The organism is Modestobacter muralis, from assembly GCF_010682105.1.
In the GTDB taxonomy this organism is placed as follows: Bacteria; Actinomycetota; Actinomycetes; order Mycobacteriales; family Geodermatophilaceae; genus Modestobacter; species Modestobacter muralis.
The window spans coordinates 94,539-108,228 of record NZ_JAAGWH010000041.1; the positions used below are offsets into that span (position 1 = coordinate 94,539).

General features: G+C 73.8%; 15 protein-coding genes and 1 tRNA gene. 8 read left to right on the forward strand and 8 right to left on the reverse strand.

Features of this window, described 5'->3' with window-relative positions; translation table 11 throughout:
* Window positions 1–15 precede the first annotated feature (15 nt).
* Complete coding sequence (locus tag GCU67_RS14980; protein WP_163612010.1) at window positions 16–507, reverse strand: hypothetical protein; 492 nt, start codon at window positions 505–507, stop codon at window positions 16–18.
* 102 nt (window positions 508–609) lie between these two features.
* Window positions 610–864 carry a hypothetical protein gene (locus GCU67_RS14985; RefSeq protein WP_163612011.1) on the reverse strand — a complete coding sequence of 85 codons (255 nt, stop codon included), beginning with the start codon at window positions 862–864 and terminating at the stop codon, window positions 610–612.
* A 151-nt stretch (window positions 865–1,015) separates the two neighbouring features.
* On the opposite strand from GCU67_RS14985, the gene GCU67_RS14990 reads away from it, so the two are divergent.
* Window positions 1,016–1,219 carry a DUF5703 family protein gene (locus GCU67_RS14990; RefSeq protein WP_269175748.1) on the forward strand — a complete coding sequence of 68 codons (204 nt, stop codon included), beginning with the start codon at window positions 1,016–1,018 and terminating at the stop codon, window positions 1,217–1,219.
* Window positions 1,220–1,343: 124 nt separating this feature from the next.
* On the forward strand, window positions 1,344–2,414 hold the full coding sequence (locus tag GCU67_RS14995; RefSeq protein ID WP_338105036.1) for a PP2C family protein-serine/threonine phosphatase: 1,071 nt from the start codon (window positions 1,344–1,346) through the stop codon (window positions 2,412–2,414).
* 4 nt (window positions 2,415–2,418) lie between these two features.
* Here the strand turns inward: GCU67_RS14995 and GCU67_RS15000 are convergent, their stop codons facing one another.
* Window positions 2,419–3,747, reverse strand: coding sequence for a M20/M25/M40 family metallo-hydrolase (locus GCU67_RS15000; protein ID WP_163612013.1), 1,329 nt, complete (start codon window positions 3,745–3,747; stop codon window positions 2,419–2,421).
* A gap of 87 nt (window positions 3,748–3,834) precedes the next feature.
* Between GCU67_RS15000 and GCU67_RS15005 the strand changes: the two genes are divergently transcribed.
* Together GCU67_RS15005 and GCU67_RS15010 are read left to right on the forward strand one after the other, a co-directional pair.
* A tRNA-Leu gene (locus GCU67_RS15005) sits at window positions 3,835–3,919 on the forward strand.
* A gap of 221 nt (window positions 3,920–4,140) precedes the next feature.
* Window positions 4,141–4,596: a rhodanese-like domain-containing protein gene (locus GCU67_RS15010; protein WP_211661425.1), complete on the forward strand. Its 456-nt coding sequence runs from the start codon at window positions 4,141–4,143 to the stop codon at window positions 4,594–4,596.
* A gap of 81 nt (window positions 4,597–4,677) precedes the next feature.
* Here the strand turns inward: GCU67_RS15010 and GCU67_RS15015 are convergent, their stop codons facing one another.
* The gene (locus GCU67_RS15015; RefSeq protein WP_163612015.1) at window positions 4,678–6,204 is read right to left on the reverse strand and encodes a multicopper oxidase family protein; all 1,527 of its coding nucleotides are present in this window, start codon (window positions 6,202–6,204) and stop codon (window positions 4,678–4,680) included.
* A gap of 368 nt (window positions 6,205–6,572) precedes the next feature.
* Between GCU67_RS15015 and GCU67_RS15020 the strand changes: the two genes are divergently transcribed.
* The 3 genes from GCU67_RS15020 (at window position 6,573) to GCU67_RS15030 (ending at window position 8,807) form a co-directional block, all read left to right on the forward strand.
* The gene (locus GCU67_RS15020; protein ID WP_163612016.1) at window positions 6,573–7,061 is read left to right on the forward strand and encodes a hypothetical protein; all 489 of its coding nucleotides are present in this window, start codon (window positions 6,573–6,575) and stop codon (window positions 7,059–7,061) included.
* Window positions 7,062–7,276: 215 nt separating this feature from the next.
* Window positions 7,277–8,077: a DUF305 domain-containing protein gene (locus GCU67_RS15025; RefSeq protein ID WP_163612017.1), complete on the forward strand. Its 801-nt coding sequence runs from the start codon at window positions 7,277–7,279 to the stop codon at window positions 8,075–8,077.
* A gap of 22 nt (window positions 8,078–8,099) precedes the next feature.
* Window positions 8,100–8,807, forward strand: coding sequence for a class F sortase (locus GCU67_RS15030; protein WP_211661426.1), 708 nt, complete (start codon window positions 8,100–8,102; stop codon window positions 8,805–8,807).
* 91 nt (window positions 8,808–8,898) lie between these two features.
* Here GCU67_RS15030 and GCU67_RS15035 read toward each other — a convergent pair whose 3' ends face one another.
* Entirely contained in the window at window positions 8,899–9,048 is a 150-nt protein-coding gene (locus tag GCU67_RS15035) for a hypothetical protein (RefSeq protein ID WP_211661427.1), read from the reverse strand.
* Between the two features lie 842 nt (window positions 9,049–9,890).
* Between GCU67_RS15035 and GCU67_RS15040 the strand changes: the two genes are divergently transcribed.
* Window positions 9,891–10,310: a hypothetical protein gene (locus GCU67_RS15040; protein ID WP_163612018.1), complete on the forward strand. Its 420-nt coding sequence runs from the start codon at window positions 9,891–9,893 to the stop codon at window positions 10,308–10,310.
* Window positions 10,311–10,859: 549 nt separating this feature from the next.
* Here the strand turns inward: GCU67_RS15040 and GCU67_RS22505 are convergent.
* From GCU67_RS22505 to GCU67_RS15055, 3 genes are read right to left on the reverse strand one after another with little or no spacing between them, the layout of a single operon-like run.
* Window positions 10,860–11,165, reverse strand: a complete 306-nt coding sequence (locus GCU67_RS22505) for an SDR family NAD(P)-dependent oxidoreductase (protein WP_163612019.1) — start codon at window positions 11,163–11,165, stop codon at window positions 10,860–10,862.
* Window positions 11,166–11,187: 22 nt separating this feature from the next.
* On the reverse strand, window positions 11,188–12,093 hold the full coding sequence (locus GCU67_RS15050; protein ID WP_163612020.1) for an NAD-dependent epimerase/dehydratase family protein: 906 nt from the start codon (window positions 12,091–12,093) through the stop codon (window positions 11,188–11,190).
* A gap of 58 nt (window positions 12,094–12,151) precedes the next feature.
* Window positions 12,152–13,582, reverse strand: coding sequence for an FAD-dependent oxidoreductase (locus GCU67_RS15055; protein WP_338105037.1), 1,431 nt, complete (start codon window positions 13,580–13,582; stop codon window positions 12,152–12,154).
* Window positions 13,583–13,690: the final 108 nt, after the last annotated feature.

Genomic DNA, 13,690 nt, shown 5'->3' on the forward strand with positions numbered 1-13,690 from the left:
CCCGTACGGGCCGGCTCAGGACGCCGGGGCGCCGTTGCGCTCGACCGCGCGCTGCGGCCCGGTCCGCAGCCGCCAGCCCGCGACCGCTGCTGCGGTGTAGAGGGCGACGGTGAGCCAGTTGACGTCCGACCAGCGGCCCTGCGCGACGGCGAGCACGACCCGCCCCACCACCAGGCTGGCCCAGGTCACGAGCAGGACGACGAGCCAGCCGCGCAGCCGCGGCCGGGCCGCCCGCCGCCGCCTGTCCAGCGCCATGAGCCGCTGCGCCCACTCGACGGCGACCGGCCGCAGCGCCGGCTCCTCCACGGTGCGGCCCCAGCGCACCGCCCGTCCGACGAGCGCCGCCTGGGCCGTGGTCAGTCCGTGCTCGCGGGCGACGGCCCGGGCCAGCGCCTCGCCCTCGGCGGCGACGTTCGGAAGGTCCAGGGCGCTGCGCCCGCCCAGCCACCAGGCCGCCAGCGGCAGCACGAGCAGGAACAGCCCGATGGTCAGCCAGGCGATGATCACGCCGCGATGATGACCGCGGGCAGCCGTGGCCGGCCCGGTCGCGGGCCGGAGGTCACCCGCCCGGGCGGTACCCGGCGGGCGCCGGTCCTGCTCGCCCGGGGGTCAGTCGCGGACGTCGTCCTCGTCGACCGGGACGGCGGCCTGCTGCTCCAGCACGTCGAACTCGTCGGCCTCCGCGGCGGTGTCCCGGGTACCGCCGGTGCTGCCGCGCACGGCGGCCAGCTGCTGCTCGATGCCGTCGGCCTCCGGGACGTCGTCGGCGAGCGGGCGGACCTCCCCGGCGAGTTCGGGGTCGGCCGGGCTGGTCAGCCGCTGCTGCTCCAGGCGGTCGGCGTCGGTGGCTCCGGGATCGGTCACGGTGGTCTCCTGGCTGCTCGGCGGGCCCGGCCCGGCGCCGGCACCCTCGCCGTCCTCCCCTGCCCGGGCGGACGCCGCACGACACCCGCGCAGGTGGCCGGGTGGTGAGCACCACGTGCCCATGGGGCGTCCGGCGGGCACAATCGTGGGCGTGTCAGCGCCCGGCGAGTACGAGTACGCCCCGCTGCGTCTGCCCGCCGGCATCTCCCGGTCGGCCGCCGCGCAGCTGATGAGCATGCAGGCCGACACCGGCGGCTGGGAGCTCGCCCGCCTCCAGGCCTTCGCCGACGGTACGCGGAAGGTGATCATGCGGCGGCGGATGCGGCTGTCGTACCTGCCCCGCCCCATGATCTGACCCGCCCACACCGCCCGGGCAGCCGTGGCGGGCCGGACGGCGGCGATACGCTGCCGGTTCCCCGTCGGCGTCCTCCGGCCCGGCGGTCGGTGGCGAAGGCGTGAGGGGCGATGTGGTCCGGCGGGTGAGCAGGCGGCACCTGTTGCCCGTCGGCGTCCTCGGCTTCTGCACCGCGGTCGACCTCGCCGCCGGTCCCGACCAGGTGCTCATCGGCCTGCTCGCGATGGGCCCGCTGGTCGCCGCCGTGGTGCTGGGCCGGGGCGCCACGATCGGCTACGGCCTGGCGGCGTTCGCGCTGGCGGTCGTACTGGGGTTCTACGACCGCCAGTACACCGACGAGGCCCTCCTGGGGCAGTCGTTCCGGTTGCTGGGCATGGTGGTCAGCGGCGTGATCGCGGTGCTGGCGTGCACGCTGCGGCTGCGCCGGGAGGACGTCCTCGCCCGACTCAACACTGAGGCGGCCACGTCCCGCGCCGCCGTGCAGCTCGCGGCCAGCCTGCAGCGCAGCCTGCTCACCGAGCCCCCGGTGGTGCCCGGCCTGGAGATGGCCGTGCGCTACCTGCCGGCCATGCAGCACGCCCAGGTGGGCGGTGACTGGTACGACGCGTTCCCGCTGGCCGACGGGACGACGATGCTGGTGATCGGCGACGTCGCTGGCCACGACGTCGCCGCGGCCGCGATCATGGCCCAGGCCCGCGGGGTGCTGCGCGGCATCGCCACGACCGTGACCGGCTCCCCCGCCGCGGTGCTGTCCGCGCTGGACCGCGCGCTGCTGCAGCTGCGGGTGGAGACCCTGGTGACCCTCACCGCCGCGACGGTGCGCCCCGGCCCGGCCGGCGGGACGACGACCGTCACGTGGTCCAACGCCGGGCACCCACCGCCGGTGCTGGTGGGGGCCGACGGCACGGTGTCGGTGCTGCGCACGCCCCCCGACCTGCTGCTCGGGATCTCCGCGAACGCCCGCCGGGCCGACCACGCCGCCCAGCTGTCCCCCGGCGACACGGTGCTGCTCTACACCGACGGGCTGGTGGAGCGCCGCGGCAGCACGCTGGACGAGGGCACGGTCTGGCTGGTCGAGGCGCTCGCCCCGCTGGCCGGGCGGCCGCTGGAGGAGCTGTGCGACGTCCTGCTGGAGGGCATGGCCGGGGCGGTCCCGGACGACGTGGCCCTGCTCGCCGTCCGGGTGCGCGCCTGACCTGTCAGACCTGGCGCAGGAACCGGTCCAGCACCCGGATGCCGAAGTGCAGCGAGTCCACCGAGATGCGCTCGTCGATGCCGTGGAACAGCGAGGCGAAGTCCAGCTCGGCGGGCAGCTTGAGCGGGGAGAACCCGAAGCACCGCATGCCCAGGGTCTCGAAGCTCTTGGCGTCCGTGCCGCCGCTCATGGTGAACGGGACCGCGCGGGCGCCGGGGTCCTCGGCCTTCAGCGCGGCGACCATCAGGTCGACGGTGGGGCCGTCGAAGGTGGTCTCCACGGCCCGGTCGTGCACCAGCCACTCGCGCGTGACGCCCTCGCCGATCAGCTCGTCCAGCTGCTTCTCGAACGCCTCCTCCTGCCCGTAGAGGAAGCGGCCGTCGATGGTGGCGCTCGCGGTGCCGGGGATGACGTTGGCCTTGTAGCCGGCGTCGAGCATCGTGGGGTTGGCGGTGTTGCGCAGGGCCGCGCCGATCATCCGGCTGATGCTGCCCAGGCGGGCCAGCGCCTCCTCCGGGGAGTCCGGGTCGATCTCGATGCCGTAGGCGTCGCTGACCGCGTCGAGGAACTCCCGCATCGGCGGGGTGAGCACCGTGGGCAGCCGGGTCGAGCCGATCCGGGCCACCGCCTCGGCCAGCCGGGTGACGGCGTTGTCGTCGTGGACGAAGGAGCCGTGCCCGGGCCTGCCACCGGCGGTGAGCTTCATCCAGGCCAGCCCCTTCTCCGCGGTCTGCACCAGGTACAGGCGCAGGTCGTCGCGGACGGTGATGCTGAAGCCGCCGACCTCGCTGATCGCCTCGGTGCAGCCCTCGAACAGGTCGGGGTGCTCGTCGACCAGGAAGTGGGCGCCCTTGCGGCCGCCGGCCTCCTCGTCGGCGACGTAGGCCAGCACGATGTCGCGGTCGGGCTTGACGCCGGTGCGGGCCCAGTCGCGCACCAGCGCGAGGGTCATGGCGTCCATGTCCTTCATGTCGACCGCGCCGCGGCCCCAGATGTAGCCGTCGCGCTCCTCCCCGCCGAAGGGGTGCACGCTCCACTCGCTGGCGTCGGCCGGGACGACGTCGAGGTGCCCGTGCACCAGCAGCGCCGGGCGGTCCCGGTCGGTGCCCTCGATCCGGGCGACCAGGCTGGCGCGGCCCGGCTCGGACTCGTGGATCACCGAGCTGATGCCCACCTCGTCGAGCTTGGCCGCGACCCACTCGGCGGCCTTGCGCTCGCCCGCGCTGGTGGCGGTGTCACCGGTGTTGGTCGTGTCGATGCGGATCAGGTCCGACAGCAGTTCCGCGACCTCGGACTGGGCTCCGGCGAGTGGGGTGGGGCTCGTCTCCGACATGCCGCCGATCCTGCCACCGGCCCCTGCGCGTGACCCGACGGAGCCTCGGTTATGCTCTTCCACGGCGCTCTTCGGTGCGCCTCACCTGTCCGGGTGGCGGAATGGCAGACGCGCTAGCTTGAGGTGCTAGTGCCCTTTATCGGGCGTGGGGGTTCAAGTCCCCCCTCGGACACAGAGTCGACTCCCACGGTCTTCGGTCCGGCGGGTTCTCCGCGCCCAGCGTCGGCACGTCCACTCCAGGCCTGCGGGTGGGTGCCGCGTCCGCAGGTTCCCCGTACGTGGTCCGAGGTCGACCGGACCGGGGACGTACTCCTCGAGCGCCGGCCATCCTGCCCGCCGGCGTACCGCGCCACCCGCATGGCCGGCCGGCGCACGGACCCCGCAGACTGGGGCGTGCTCACGACTCGGAAGCGCTCGATCGCCCTCGTCCTGCTGGCTGCCGGGGTGGCGACAGCAGCCTGCTCCGGCGGCGAGCCGACGGGCGGCGCCACCGCAGGGGACGCGGTCACCGCTGCGCGTACCGCGGCCTCCCCCCGTCAGGCGGACCCCGCACAGTTCGCCACGGCGGTCGGCGATCCGCGCACCTTCGCGATCAACGTGCACGTGCCCGACGCGGGCTCGATCCCCGGCACCGACGTCGCCATCCCCTACGACCAGATCCAGATGCGCGCGGCTCAGCTCCCCCGGGACCGCAGCACACCGTTGGCCGTGTACTGCCGCAGTGGCCGGATGAGTGCTGAGGCCCTGCCGGTGCTCACCGAGCTGGGCTACACGGACGTCGTGGAACTCAGCGGCGGCATGGACGCCTGGGTGGCAGACGGGCGGGAACTGCTGCCTCCGGTCGGCTGATCGGTCGGCCTGCGTCCCCCCAGCCGGTGGGTCGGGCACCGAGCCAGCGGTCGGCCGGACGACCGGCTCCGCACGGAACCGTCAGCGCAGGTAGGACACCACCGAGGTCATGCCGAGTTCTGCGTGGTAGACGTTGTGGCAGTGGACCAGCCACTGACCCGGGTTGTCGGCGTCGAAGTCCACTGCGAGCTTCTGCATCGGCAGCACGTTGACGGTGTCCTTGCGCAGGCCCCGGCCGGGCTGGTCGGCGACCGCGAAGGTGTGCCCGTGCAGGTGCATCGGGTGGAACATCATGGACTGGTTGTCGAACACCAGGCGCACCCGTTCGCCGCTGCGGATGTCCAGCGGCTCGTGGTCGGGGAACGCCTTCCCGTTGATCAGCCAACGGCGGCCGCCATCGCCCATGGCGAGTGCGATGTCCAGGGTCCGGTCGGGGCTGCGGCTGGGCAGCGCGACCTCATCGGTCGGCGAGAGGTCGCTGTAGGAGAGCAACCGACCGGTCAGCTCGGTCGGCCGGGTGTCCGGGGCGGGCGCTCGGCCTGATGCCGTCCGCAGCAGCGCGAAGCCGGCCGGGTCGTCCTTGCCCTCGGGGAACGCGACGATCGGGAAGGCGCCGTCCCCCGCGGTGACGACGACGTCGTACCGCTCGCCCATGCCGATGATCAGGGAATCGACGTCGACCGGTCGGACGGGGAAGCCGTCCGCGTGCGTGACGGTCAGCCGGTGGCCACCGATCGCGAGACGATAGGCGGTGTCACCCCCGGAGTTCACCATCCGGAACCGGATGCGCCGGCCGGGGGCGGAGGTGACCGTGAAGGGCGCCGCGGGCAGTCGACCGTTGATCAGGTGGGCGGGATAGGCCACGTCGCCGGTGTCGTCGCCGAGCGGCTTCTGCGGATCGGCCGGCCCGGCGCCCCCCATGTCCCCCATGTCCATGTCCCCCATGGACATGCCGTTCATGCTCATGCCGTCGCGGCGGAACCCGGCGAGCAGGTCGTCCGGGGCGGCACCGAGGCCGTCGGTCCAGTCGTCGAGGACCAGGACGACCTCCTCGTCGTAGTTCGCCGGCTCGGCCGGGTCCTCGACGACCAGCGGCGCCTGCAGGCCCCGGTCGAGCTGCACTCCCACATGGGGGTGGAAGAAGTAGCTGCCGGCGTGCGGCAGGACGAAGCGGTACTCGAACGTGCCGCCGGGCTCGACCGGGTCCTGGGTCACTCCGGGGACACCGTCCATGTCGTTGCGGAGGGCGACACCGTGCCAGTGGATCGACGTGGCCTCCGGCAGGTCGTTGGTCAGGATCACCCTGAGCTCGTCACCGACGGTGGCGCGGATCTCCGTACCCGGCAGCGAACCGTCGAAGGCCCACGTCTGCACGGTCCTCCCGCCCAGGTCGATGGTGGCCGGGGCCGCCCGGAGACTGCGGCGCACCACCTGTCCGGTGGTGGCTCGGGCGGCCTCCGCCTCGGCGACTGCGACCGACGTCGGACCGATCGGCGCAGCCTGGGCGTTCGAACCGCCATCGCGGAACCGCGTACCGACGACGCCACCCCCGACCACGAGCGCACCGACCCCGCCGAGCTGGAGGAAGCGACGGCGGCTCAGCGGCATGCGATCCGACGGGGCGTTGGGCACGGCATGGCCTCTCGGGCTCGACGACGGCTGGGCCCGGGGGGCTTCCGCGCCACCGCGGACGACGCCGACCGGGAACCGGCACAATCATGTCTGCCACTACGACTGCCGCGTAGTTGTGCGAGATCGGCCGGTGGCCGGGGCCCGACCTGAGGACGCCCCGGTGCGCTCCCACGGGCGGCGGTCGATGTCTGCCAAGGGGAGTCGACGCGCTCGCCGGCGACGCCGTGGGCCCGCCGCGGCTCCCTGCCGCTGCCGTGCCACTGCGTCGGCCCGACCGGTCGCTGGTGGTCCCGGGGCCGACCACCGGCGTCGAGCTCAGCTCGGGCCGTACCTAAGGTGATGGGGTGACCCGCCCCGACTCGGACGGGCGAGGGCGCCCACGCCGCACCATCGTCGTCGCAGCTGCGTGGATCCTGCCGCTGCTCGCCGTCGTGTCGCTCACGGCTCGGGCAGCCATCGACCTGGTCGGGCAGCAGAGGCAGGACGGGCCCCCCGCGACGCTGTTCGATCCCCGCCCGGGCCCGACGTACAGTTCCGTGCCCGCCGGCGACGCCGACCAGGTGCACGATGCGCTCCACCGTGTCGGTGAGACCTGCGCCCAGGCCCCGGAGACGCGCGCGCCCGACTCGCCGGCTCGCGACGTGGACGTGATCATCGACTTCGCGCGCCGCCATCCGGACGGCCAGTTCGACATCGATGACGAACAGGGCACCGCGCTGTCCCTGCTCCTGGTGGTCCGGGAGGAGCTGCAGTCCTGTGACCCGGCGCTCGTCCCTCGAGTCGACGCACTCATCCCGTCGCGCCATGTGACGTCCACCGCGCCGGGGGCCTGAGGCAGACCCCGGTGAACTTCAACGGGCGCATTCACTACTAGCGCGGGTAGTAGTCGACGCGCTCCGTAGTCGCCGCACCGATTCCACACATCCGTCACGCCGATCGACCGTCGAGGCGTACGTCTCGGGTAGCCCCGTCGAGAGCGGCCCGGACCCGGGCCGCCATCGGTGCGGTTGCTCGGTCATGGCCGCCGCAGACGACCAAGGAGTCCTTCGTGCCCTCTGCCTCGACCCACTCCCCCGCGCGCGGCCGGCTGGCCATGGCGGTGATCGGCACCAGCGCCTGGACCGCGTTGCTCATCGCCTCCGGCGGTCTCCCCCAAGCCGCTGCCGACAGCCACACGAGCGCGCCGGCCAGCTCGGCGCCGGCGAGCAGCCCGGCGCCGAGTTCCAGCGCCCCTCAGGGCCAGACGGCCAGTCCGACCGACGTCAGGTTCGCCTCGATGATGGCCGCCCATCACCAGATGGGGATCGAGCTCACCCAGATGGCGATGGACAAGTCGAGCACACCCGGCGTCCGGGAGATCGCGCAGGAGGAGATGCAGTCGCAGCAGGAGCAGCTGCCCACCCTGAAGACCATCGCGGCATCGGGCTCCGCGACCCATGAGCAGGAGGCGCCGCTGATGACGTTCAACCAGCAGGAGATGGACGAGCTGGAAAGCCTCACCGGTGAGGCCTTCGACATGAAGTGGCTCGACGTCTTCAGCAGCCACCACATGGCGGCGATCATGATGGCCGACACCGCGCTGCCGGGTGCGACCAGCGACGAGGCGAAGGCCGTCGAGCAGGAGATCCACGACGGCCAGCTGGAGACGCTGCAGAAGATGAACACCCTGCGCGACCAGCTGCGCGGTTCCCAGACGTCCGTGGTGCCCAGCGGTGCTGCCGACACCGGCGGCGGCAGCACCGCCGGCCTGGAGGACACGGGTCTGCTCGTCGGCGGCGGTGCGCTGCTGGCCACCGGGCTCGCTGTCGGCGCCGTCGCCGTCCGGCGCCGCGCGGCGACCAGCCGCTGACGCCACACCCCGGTCGACGCAGATGACCAGCGACGAGCAGCACGCCCACCGCCGGCCCGTGATGTCCGTGGTCGCCGTGCTGCTCGTCGTGGGCGGCCTGCTGGCCCTGATCACCGGCTTCAGTGCCCAGGTCGAGCCACCGCCACCGCCACCGCCCGCGTCGGCGGTGGCGCCCGCGGCGATCCCGGGTCGGTCCGAGCCGGCAGGAGCGCCAGCGGACCCGACGGGACCGTCGTCACCGACCGCGTCGGCCGTGGTGCCAGCGCTCCCCGGGTCCGTACCGACGCGGCTGGACATCCCCGCCATCGGCGTGGCGTCCGACCTGCTCCAGTTGGGCCTCAACCCGGACGACACCGTGGAGGTGCCCCCGCTGAGCAAGGACTCCCCTGCCGGCTGGTACCAGTACTCGGTCGCGCCCGGGGAGGTCGGGCCTGCGGTGGTCCTGGGACACGTGGACTCCGCCGAGTACGGACCGGGCGTCTTCTTCGAACTCGGTGCGCTGCTGCCCGGGGACAGCGTCTCCGTCACCCGCGCCGACGGCGTCACCGCCGTGTTCCGGGTCGACCGGGTCGCCAGCTACCCGAAGGCCGCGTTCCCCACCGACGAGGTGTACGGCGACACCGCACGACCGGAGCTGCGTCTGATCACCTGCGGAGGGACCTTCGACAGCGACTCGCGGAGCTACCTGGACAACGTCATCGTCTTCGCGTCCTTCGTCGGTCCCGCATGAGGCGACCAACGTCCCTGGATCACACCCGGGTCGCCAGGTCGGCTGTTCCGGCCGCCCCGCTCTCGCGGACTGCCGGCAGTGGTGGCGGCCTTCACTGACCGGCCAGGACAGCCCCGAGGATGAAGACGACAGCGGCGGCTGGGTATCCGGCAACCAGGTCCACGAAGCCGGAGGGCTGGTCACCGAAGGCGCCGATGTGGCCGAGCCAGTGCGTGACGGCGATGAGAACGCCCAGCGCCATCAGGACCTGTCCGATGCGGACGTTCCGGCGCTTACGGCGATAGGCCCGCAGGCGTTCGGCGTCCCGCCGTTCCGCGGTCGGCCCAGCAGTGGTCCCCGGACCGTCAGCCTCGCGTCTGCCCCTCATGACCCGCCTCCTGCCCGTGTGCAGGCATCGCCCCCGCACTCATGACGACCCCGACGGGAGCGTCCCTACTAGCGACATTAGTAGACGCTCGAGGAGACGGTCCACCTCGCCACACAGGGGACGGCATCGGTCACAGCCCCGGCCGTTGCTCGGCTTCGCCGTACACCTCTCCACCAGACCGACGCCTGCGACCGGTGGAGCACTGCGGCCGTATCACGTCCCCTCCTGCCGGAGGGGGGCGACCCGCCGGTCAGCGCCGGGGCGTCACGCCCCGGCCTGGAGACGGAGGCCGGCGAGCGGGAGGTCACGGCCCGCGAGGGACTGGTCGGCGTCGTCGTGCACGGCGAACTCGTCGACGACGGTGTTCACGACGGGGAAGCCACCGGGTCGAACGGGCGCCTCGTCCGCGACACCGGCGATGTGGCCTCACGGCCGACCGTGCCGTCGAGGGCCCCCTGCGGCGGCTGCTGCCCCGGTCGGCCGCGGTGCCGATCACGAAGCCCGGCACGGCCGAGAAGGCGTGGAAGCTCCGCCTGGGCGTGAGGTCCAGCCGCAGCACCTGCTCCCCCAGCAGCGCGTAGAGCAGCAGCGCGTTGGGCGCCCACTCGCTCCCCTGAGGCGGCCTGCTGCTCGCCGCCGGGTCGGCCGCCGACGGCTCGGCCGCTGCCGCGTCCTGCTCGTGGACTCGCCGCTCTCGGCTCACTCAACCGGTTGCCGTGGCCGTGCGGACGCCGGGTGCGCTGGTCGCGCTGCGCGGCGCGCTGGGTCGTGCGGCCGTGGCGACGGCCCCGATCACCAACTCGCCAGCCTTCCGGCTCCTCGAAGCCGAGGCCCTGCGTATGCGGGCGATGACGGTCACGATCGTCGTCGGCATGAACGGCTTCGTCCTCGGGCCGGTGCTGGGCGGCACGGCGTTGGCGCACGTGTCGTGGCAGTGGCTGCTGGTGGTCAACGCACCCATCGCACCCATCGCGTGGGTCGGCGTGCGCCTCGGCGTCCCGGCCGACCGTCCCGAGGACCGCACCGGCGACGCGCCGGACCTGCTGGGCGCCGCGCTCAGCATCGCCACGATCGGGCTGGCCTGCCACACCCTGACCAGCGGCGTCGAGCACGGCTGGCTGGAACTGCCCACCTAGAGCTCCGCCGCGGTCGCCGGACTCGCACTCGCACTTGCCGCCGCATTCCGCCACGAGCGTCGCATGCGCCAGCCGATGCTGGACCTCACCGTCTTCGGCGGGGGCACCGTCCGGAGCGCAACGCTCGGTCAGCTCGGCACCTCGGTCGCGCTGGCCGGCGTCCTGTCCGAGCCCATCCTGCACGTACCGGTACACCTGCACCTGGAGCCCCGTGCATGCCTGGCCGGTCAAGTTCCCGCTCACCCTCACGACGATCGCCGCCACCCCGTCTCCGAGGCCTCGCCAAGCGGTTCGGCCACCGCGTCGCCTGCCTGGTCGGCGCCGCCCTGCTGGCCGGCGCCCTCGCCGGCGTGGCCATGAGCCTCGACCACGGCTACCCCGCGGTCGCCGCCCGCATGGCACGCTGACCATCGGCCCACGGACGGTGATGACCATCTGCGCGGTCACGATCGTCAGCGCCTGCCGAACGACCGCACCTCCCTGGGCGCCGCGCTCAAGGACCCCGCGCAGGAGGTCGGGAGCAGTGTCGGCACCGCTGTCGTCGTACTCTCATCGCCGCACTCGGCACCGTCGCCCCGCCCGCCGGCGCGTGGAGCTGGTCGGCTTCTTCTCCCACGGGGACGAGTCACCTGTGCCGCACTGGCGGTGATCCTCGGTCCGATCGCCGGTCTCGGCTCGCTGACCCTCATCGACTCCCGGGCCACGGACGACCACGTCCGCGCCGGCGGCCGCCAGGTCCGAGGCGATGGCCCGGCCGATCCCGTCGCCCGAGCCCGTGACCACGGCGGTCCTGCCGTCGATGCGTGTCGTGTGCGGGTGCTCCAGTCGCGGGAGCGAGGTGCTCGTCCCGCGCATCCAAGCACCGGCCGCCCGGAGGTCAGCTGCGCGTCAGGCCCGCTCGCAGCTCGTCCATCGTCTGGGCCAGGCTCACCCGCGGCGTCCAGCCCCAGCGGCGCGCCCGGTCGGTGCGCAGCTGCCCGGTCCACACCGGCTCGTCGGTCCAGTTCGGCTCGACACCCAGGGCGTCGGTCACCGTGCCGAGGTAGTGCCCCCACGTCGCCGGCTCGCCCGCGACCAGGACGGCGGTCGTGCTGCCGGCCACCGGCCCCTGCTCCGGGTCCTCATCGGTCGCGATCGCGCCGGTGGCGAGGTCGGCGACCAGTGCCGCCAGGTCCTCGACGTGCACCCACGCCCACGACCTGGCGGGGTTCTCCCGGCGCGCACCGGTGCGGGCTTCCTCCGGTCGCAGCGTGTTCCAGACCGACGTCGGCCCGGCCCCCGTGATCGCCGGCGGGCGGACCAGCACGGTGGTGAGACCACCGACCTCGGCGAGCGCGACGTCGGTGGCGTACTTCGTGTCGGGGTAGTCGCCGCTGCCCTCCGGGAGCAGCATGCCGTCCTCGGCGATGTCGCCCACGCCGGCCGAGCGGTCGTGGACCCCGGCCGTGGACAGGTGCACGAACCGGTCGACGCCTGCGTCGCGGGCCGCACGGGCAAGGACCGGCGTGCCCTCCACGGCCACCCGGTGCTGCACGTCCCGGGGTGAGCCCATCGGGTGCACCGTCGTGACGACGGCGTCGGCGCCGGAGACCACCGTGGCGGCGAAGGCCTCGTCGGCGAAGTCGCCGACGTGCTCGACGACCCCGTCGAGCACGGGTGCGGTGCCCGCGCGCCGGACGACGGCGCGCACCTGCGCCGACCGCTGAACCAGGGCGCGGCACACGGCCGCGCCGACGAGTCCGTTGGCGCCGGTCACCACGACGACGGGAGAGGAGCTGCTCATGAGCTCCACCCTGCCACTGGCCGCCCGGCGTCCTCCCGACAGCGCCGGCCCCGAGGGGTCACCCGGGACGGCGTTCCCGCCGGTCGGTCACCGACGTCCGGGCGGCCGCGGCCAGGACGTGCGGGCGCAGCAGCGCCGTCGGCCGATCGAGCATGCCGTAGACCCGGATGTCGACGTCAGCCACCGCCGGGTCCCAGGTGGCGGCAGCCAGCACCCGGTCGAGGAAGCCGTACTGCAGCCGCGCCGCGACTCCTGGCCGCGCACCGCCGGCGGCGGGGAAGCACGTGTCCTGGTTCGTCGAGACCGACCACGGGAGCACGTTCCGCCGCGCCAGGCGTCGCTGGAACCGCGCGGCGAGGCCGTCCAGCCCACCCTCGGGGAACCGGCGACGCTGGCCGCGGAGGCACTCGTCCAGCGTCTCCACACCCAGGGCCGCGGTCGTGATGCCCTGCCCGTACACGGGGTTGAAGGCGCAGACCGCGTCGCCGAGGACCACGAACCGCTCCGGCCAGCGCTGCATGCGGTGGAACTCCCACCGCCGGTTCGTCGTCCCCCGGTGGGCGACGGCCGGGCCGAGCGGTTCGGCGTCGGCGATCGCCTCGGCGATGAGCGGGTGGGGCAGGCGGCGCGCGAAGGCGGTGAACCCCGCGTCGTCAGTGGGCGGGTGGTCACCCCCGGCGCCCATCAGCGCCAGCATCCACCGGCCGCCCTCGACCGGGTAGAGGTACCCGCCGATCCGGCTCGACGGTGGCTGCGCCAGCACCATCGCCGCCTTCCAGTCGGCGGTGAGCCCCTCGGGCACCCGGTAGGTCCGGGTCGCATAGGCGAGCTGGGGGTCGATCAGGATGAGCCGGGGCGTCCCGTAGCCGAGCTCGGTCAACCACGCCGGGGCACGCGAGCCCCGTCCGGACGCGTCGACGACGAGGTCCGCGTCGACCTCCGCCTCGGCGCCGTCGCGGTCCCGGGTCACCAGCCCGACGACGCCACGGTCGTCGGCCCGCAACCGGGTCACCTGACGTCCGGTGACGAGCGTGACACCGGACAGGGCGCACAGCCGCCGGCGCACGGTGGCCTCGATCAGCGGCCGACTGGCCGACAGCGCCTCGAAGCCGACCGCGCGCCGGTCGACCAGGCCGGCGGGTGTCAGCATCTGCACGTCGCCGGGGAGCTGCAGCAGGACCGCCCCGGCCGCCAGCAGGTCGCCGCCCCACCCGGGGAACAGCGCCTCGATGCTCTGCCGGCCGCGGGCCAGCAGCACGTGCAGCTGACGCCCGTGCGGCACCCCCCGCCGGGCGTCCGCGCCGTCCGGGAGCTCGTCCCGTTCCACCACCGTGACCTGCGGGAAGTGGTCGGCCAGCACCCGGGCGGCGAGCAGACCCGCCATGCTCCCGCCGATCACCACCGCGTGCGCGGCGCGATCCGCAGGGGCACCTGATCGACGGCGCGCGACCAGGCCGGGGCGAGGTGGGACGGCAGGTGACCGGGCCACGGCTGGCTCCCTCCGCCGGGGGCGGTCGGAGGGACCGCCCGGGCAGGACAACGGTCCCAGGAGCGACCCTCACGGGGAAGCCCCGTCGGCGACCCTGCGGAGCGGCCA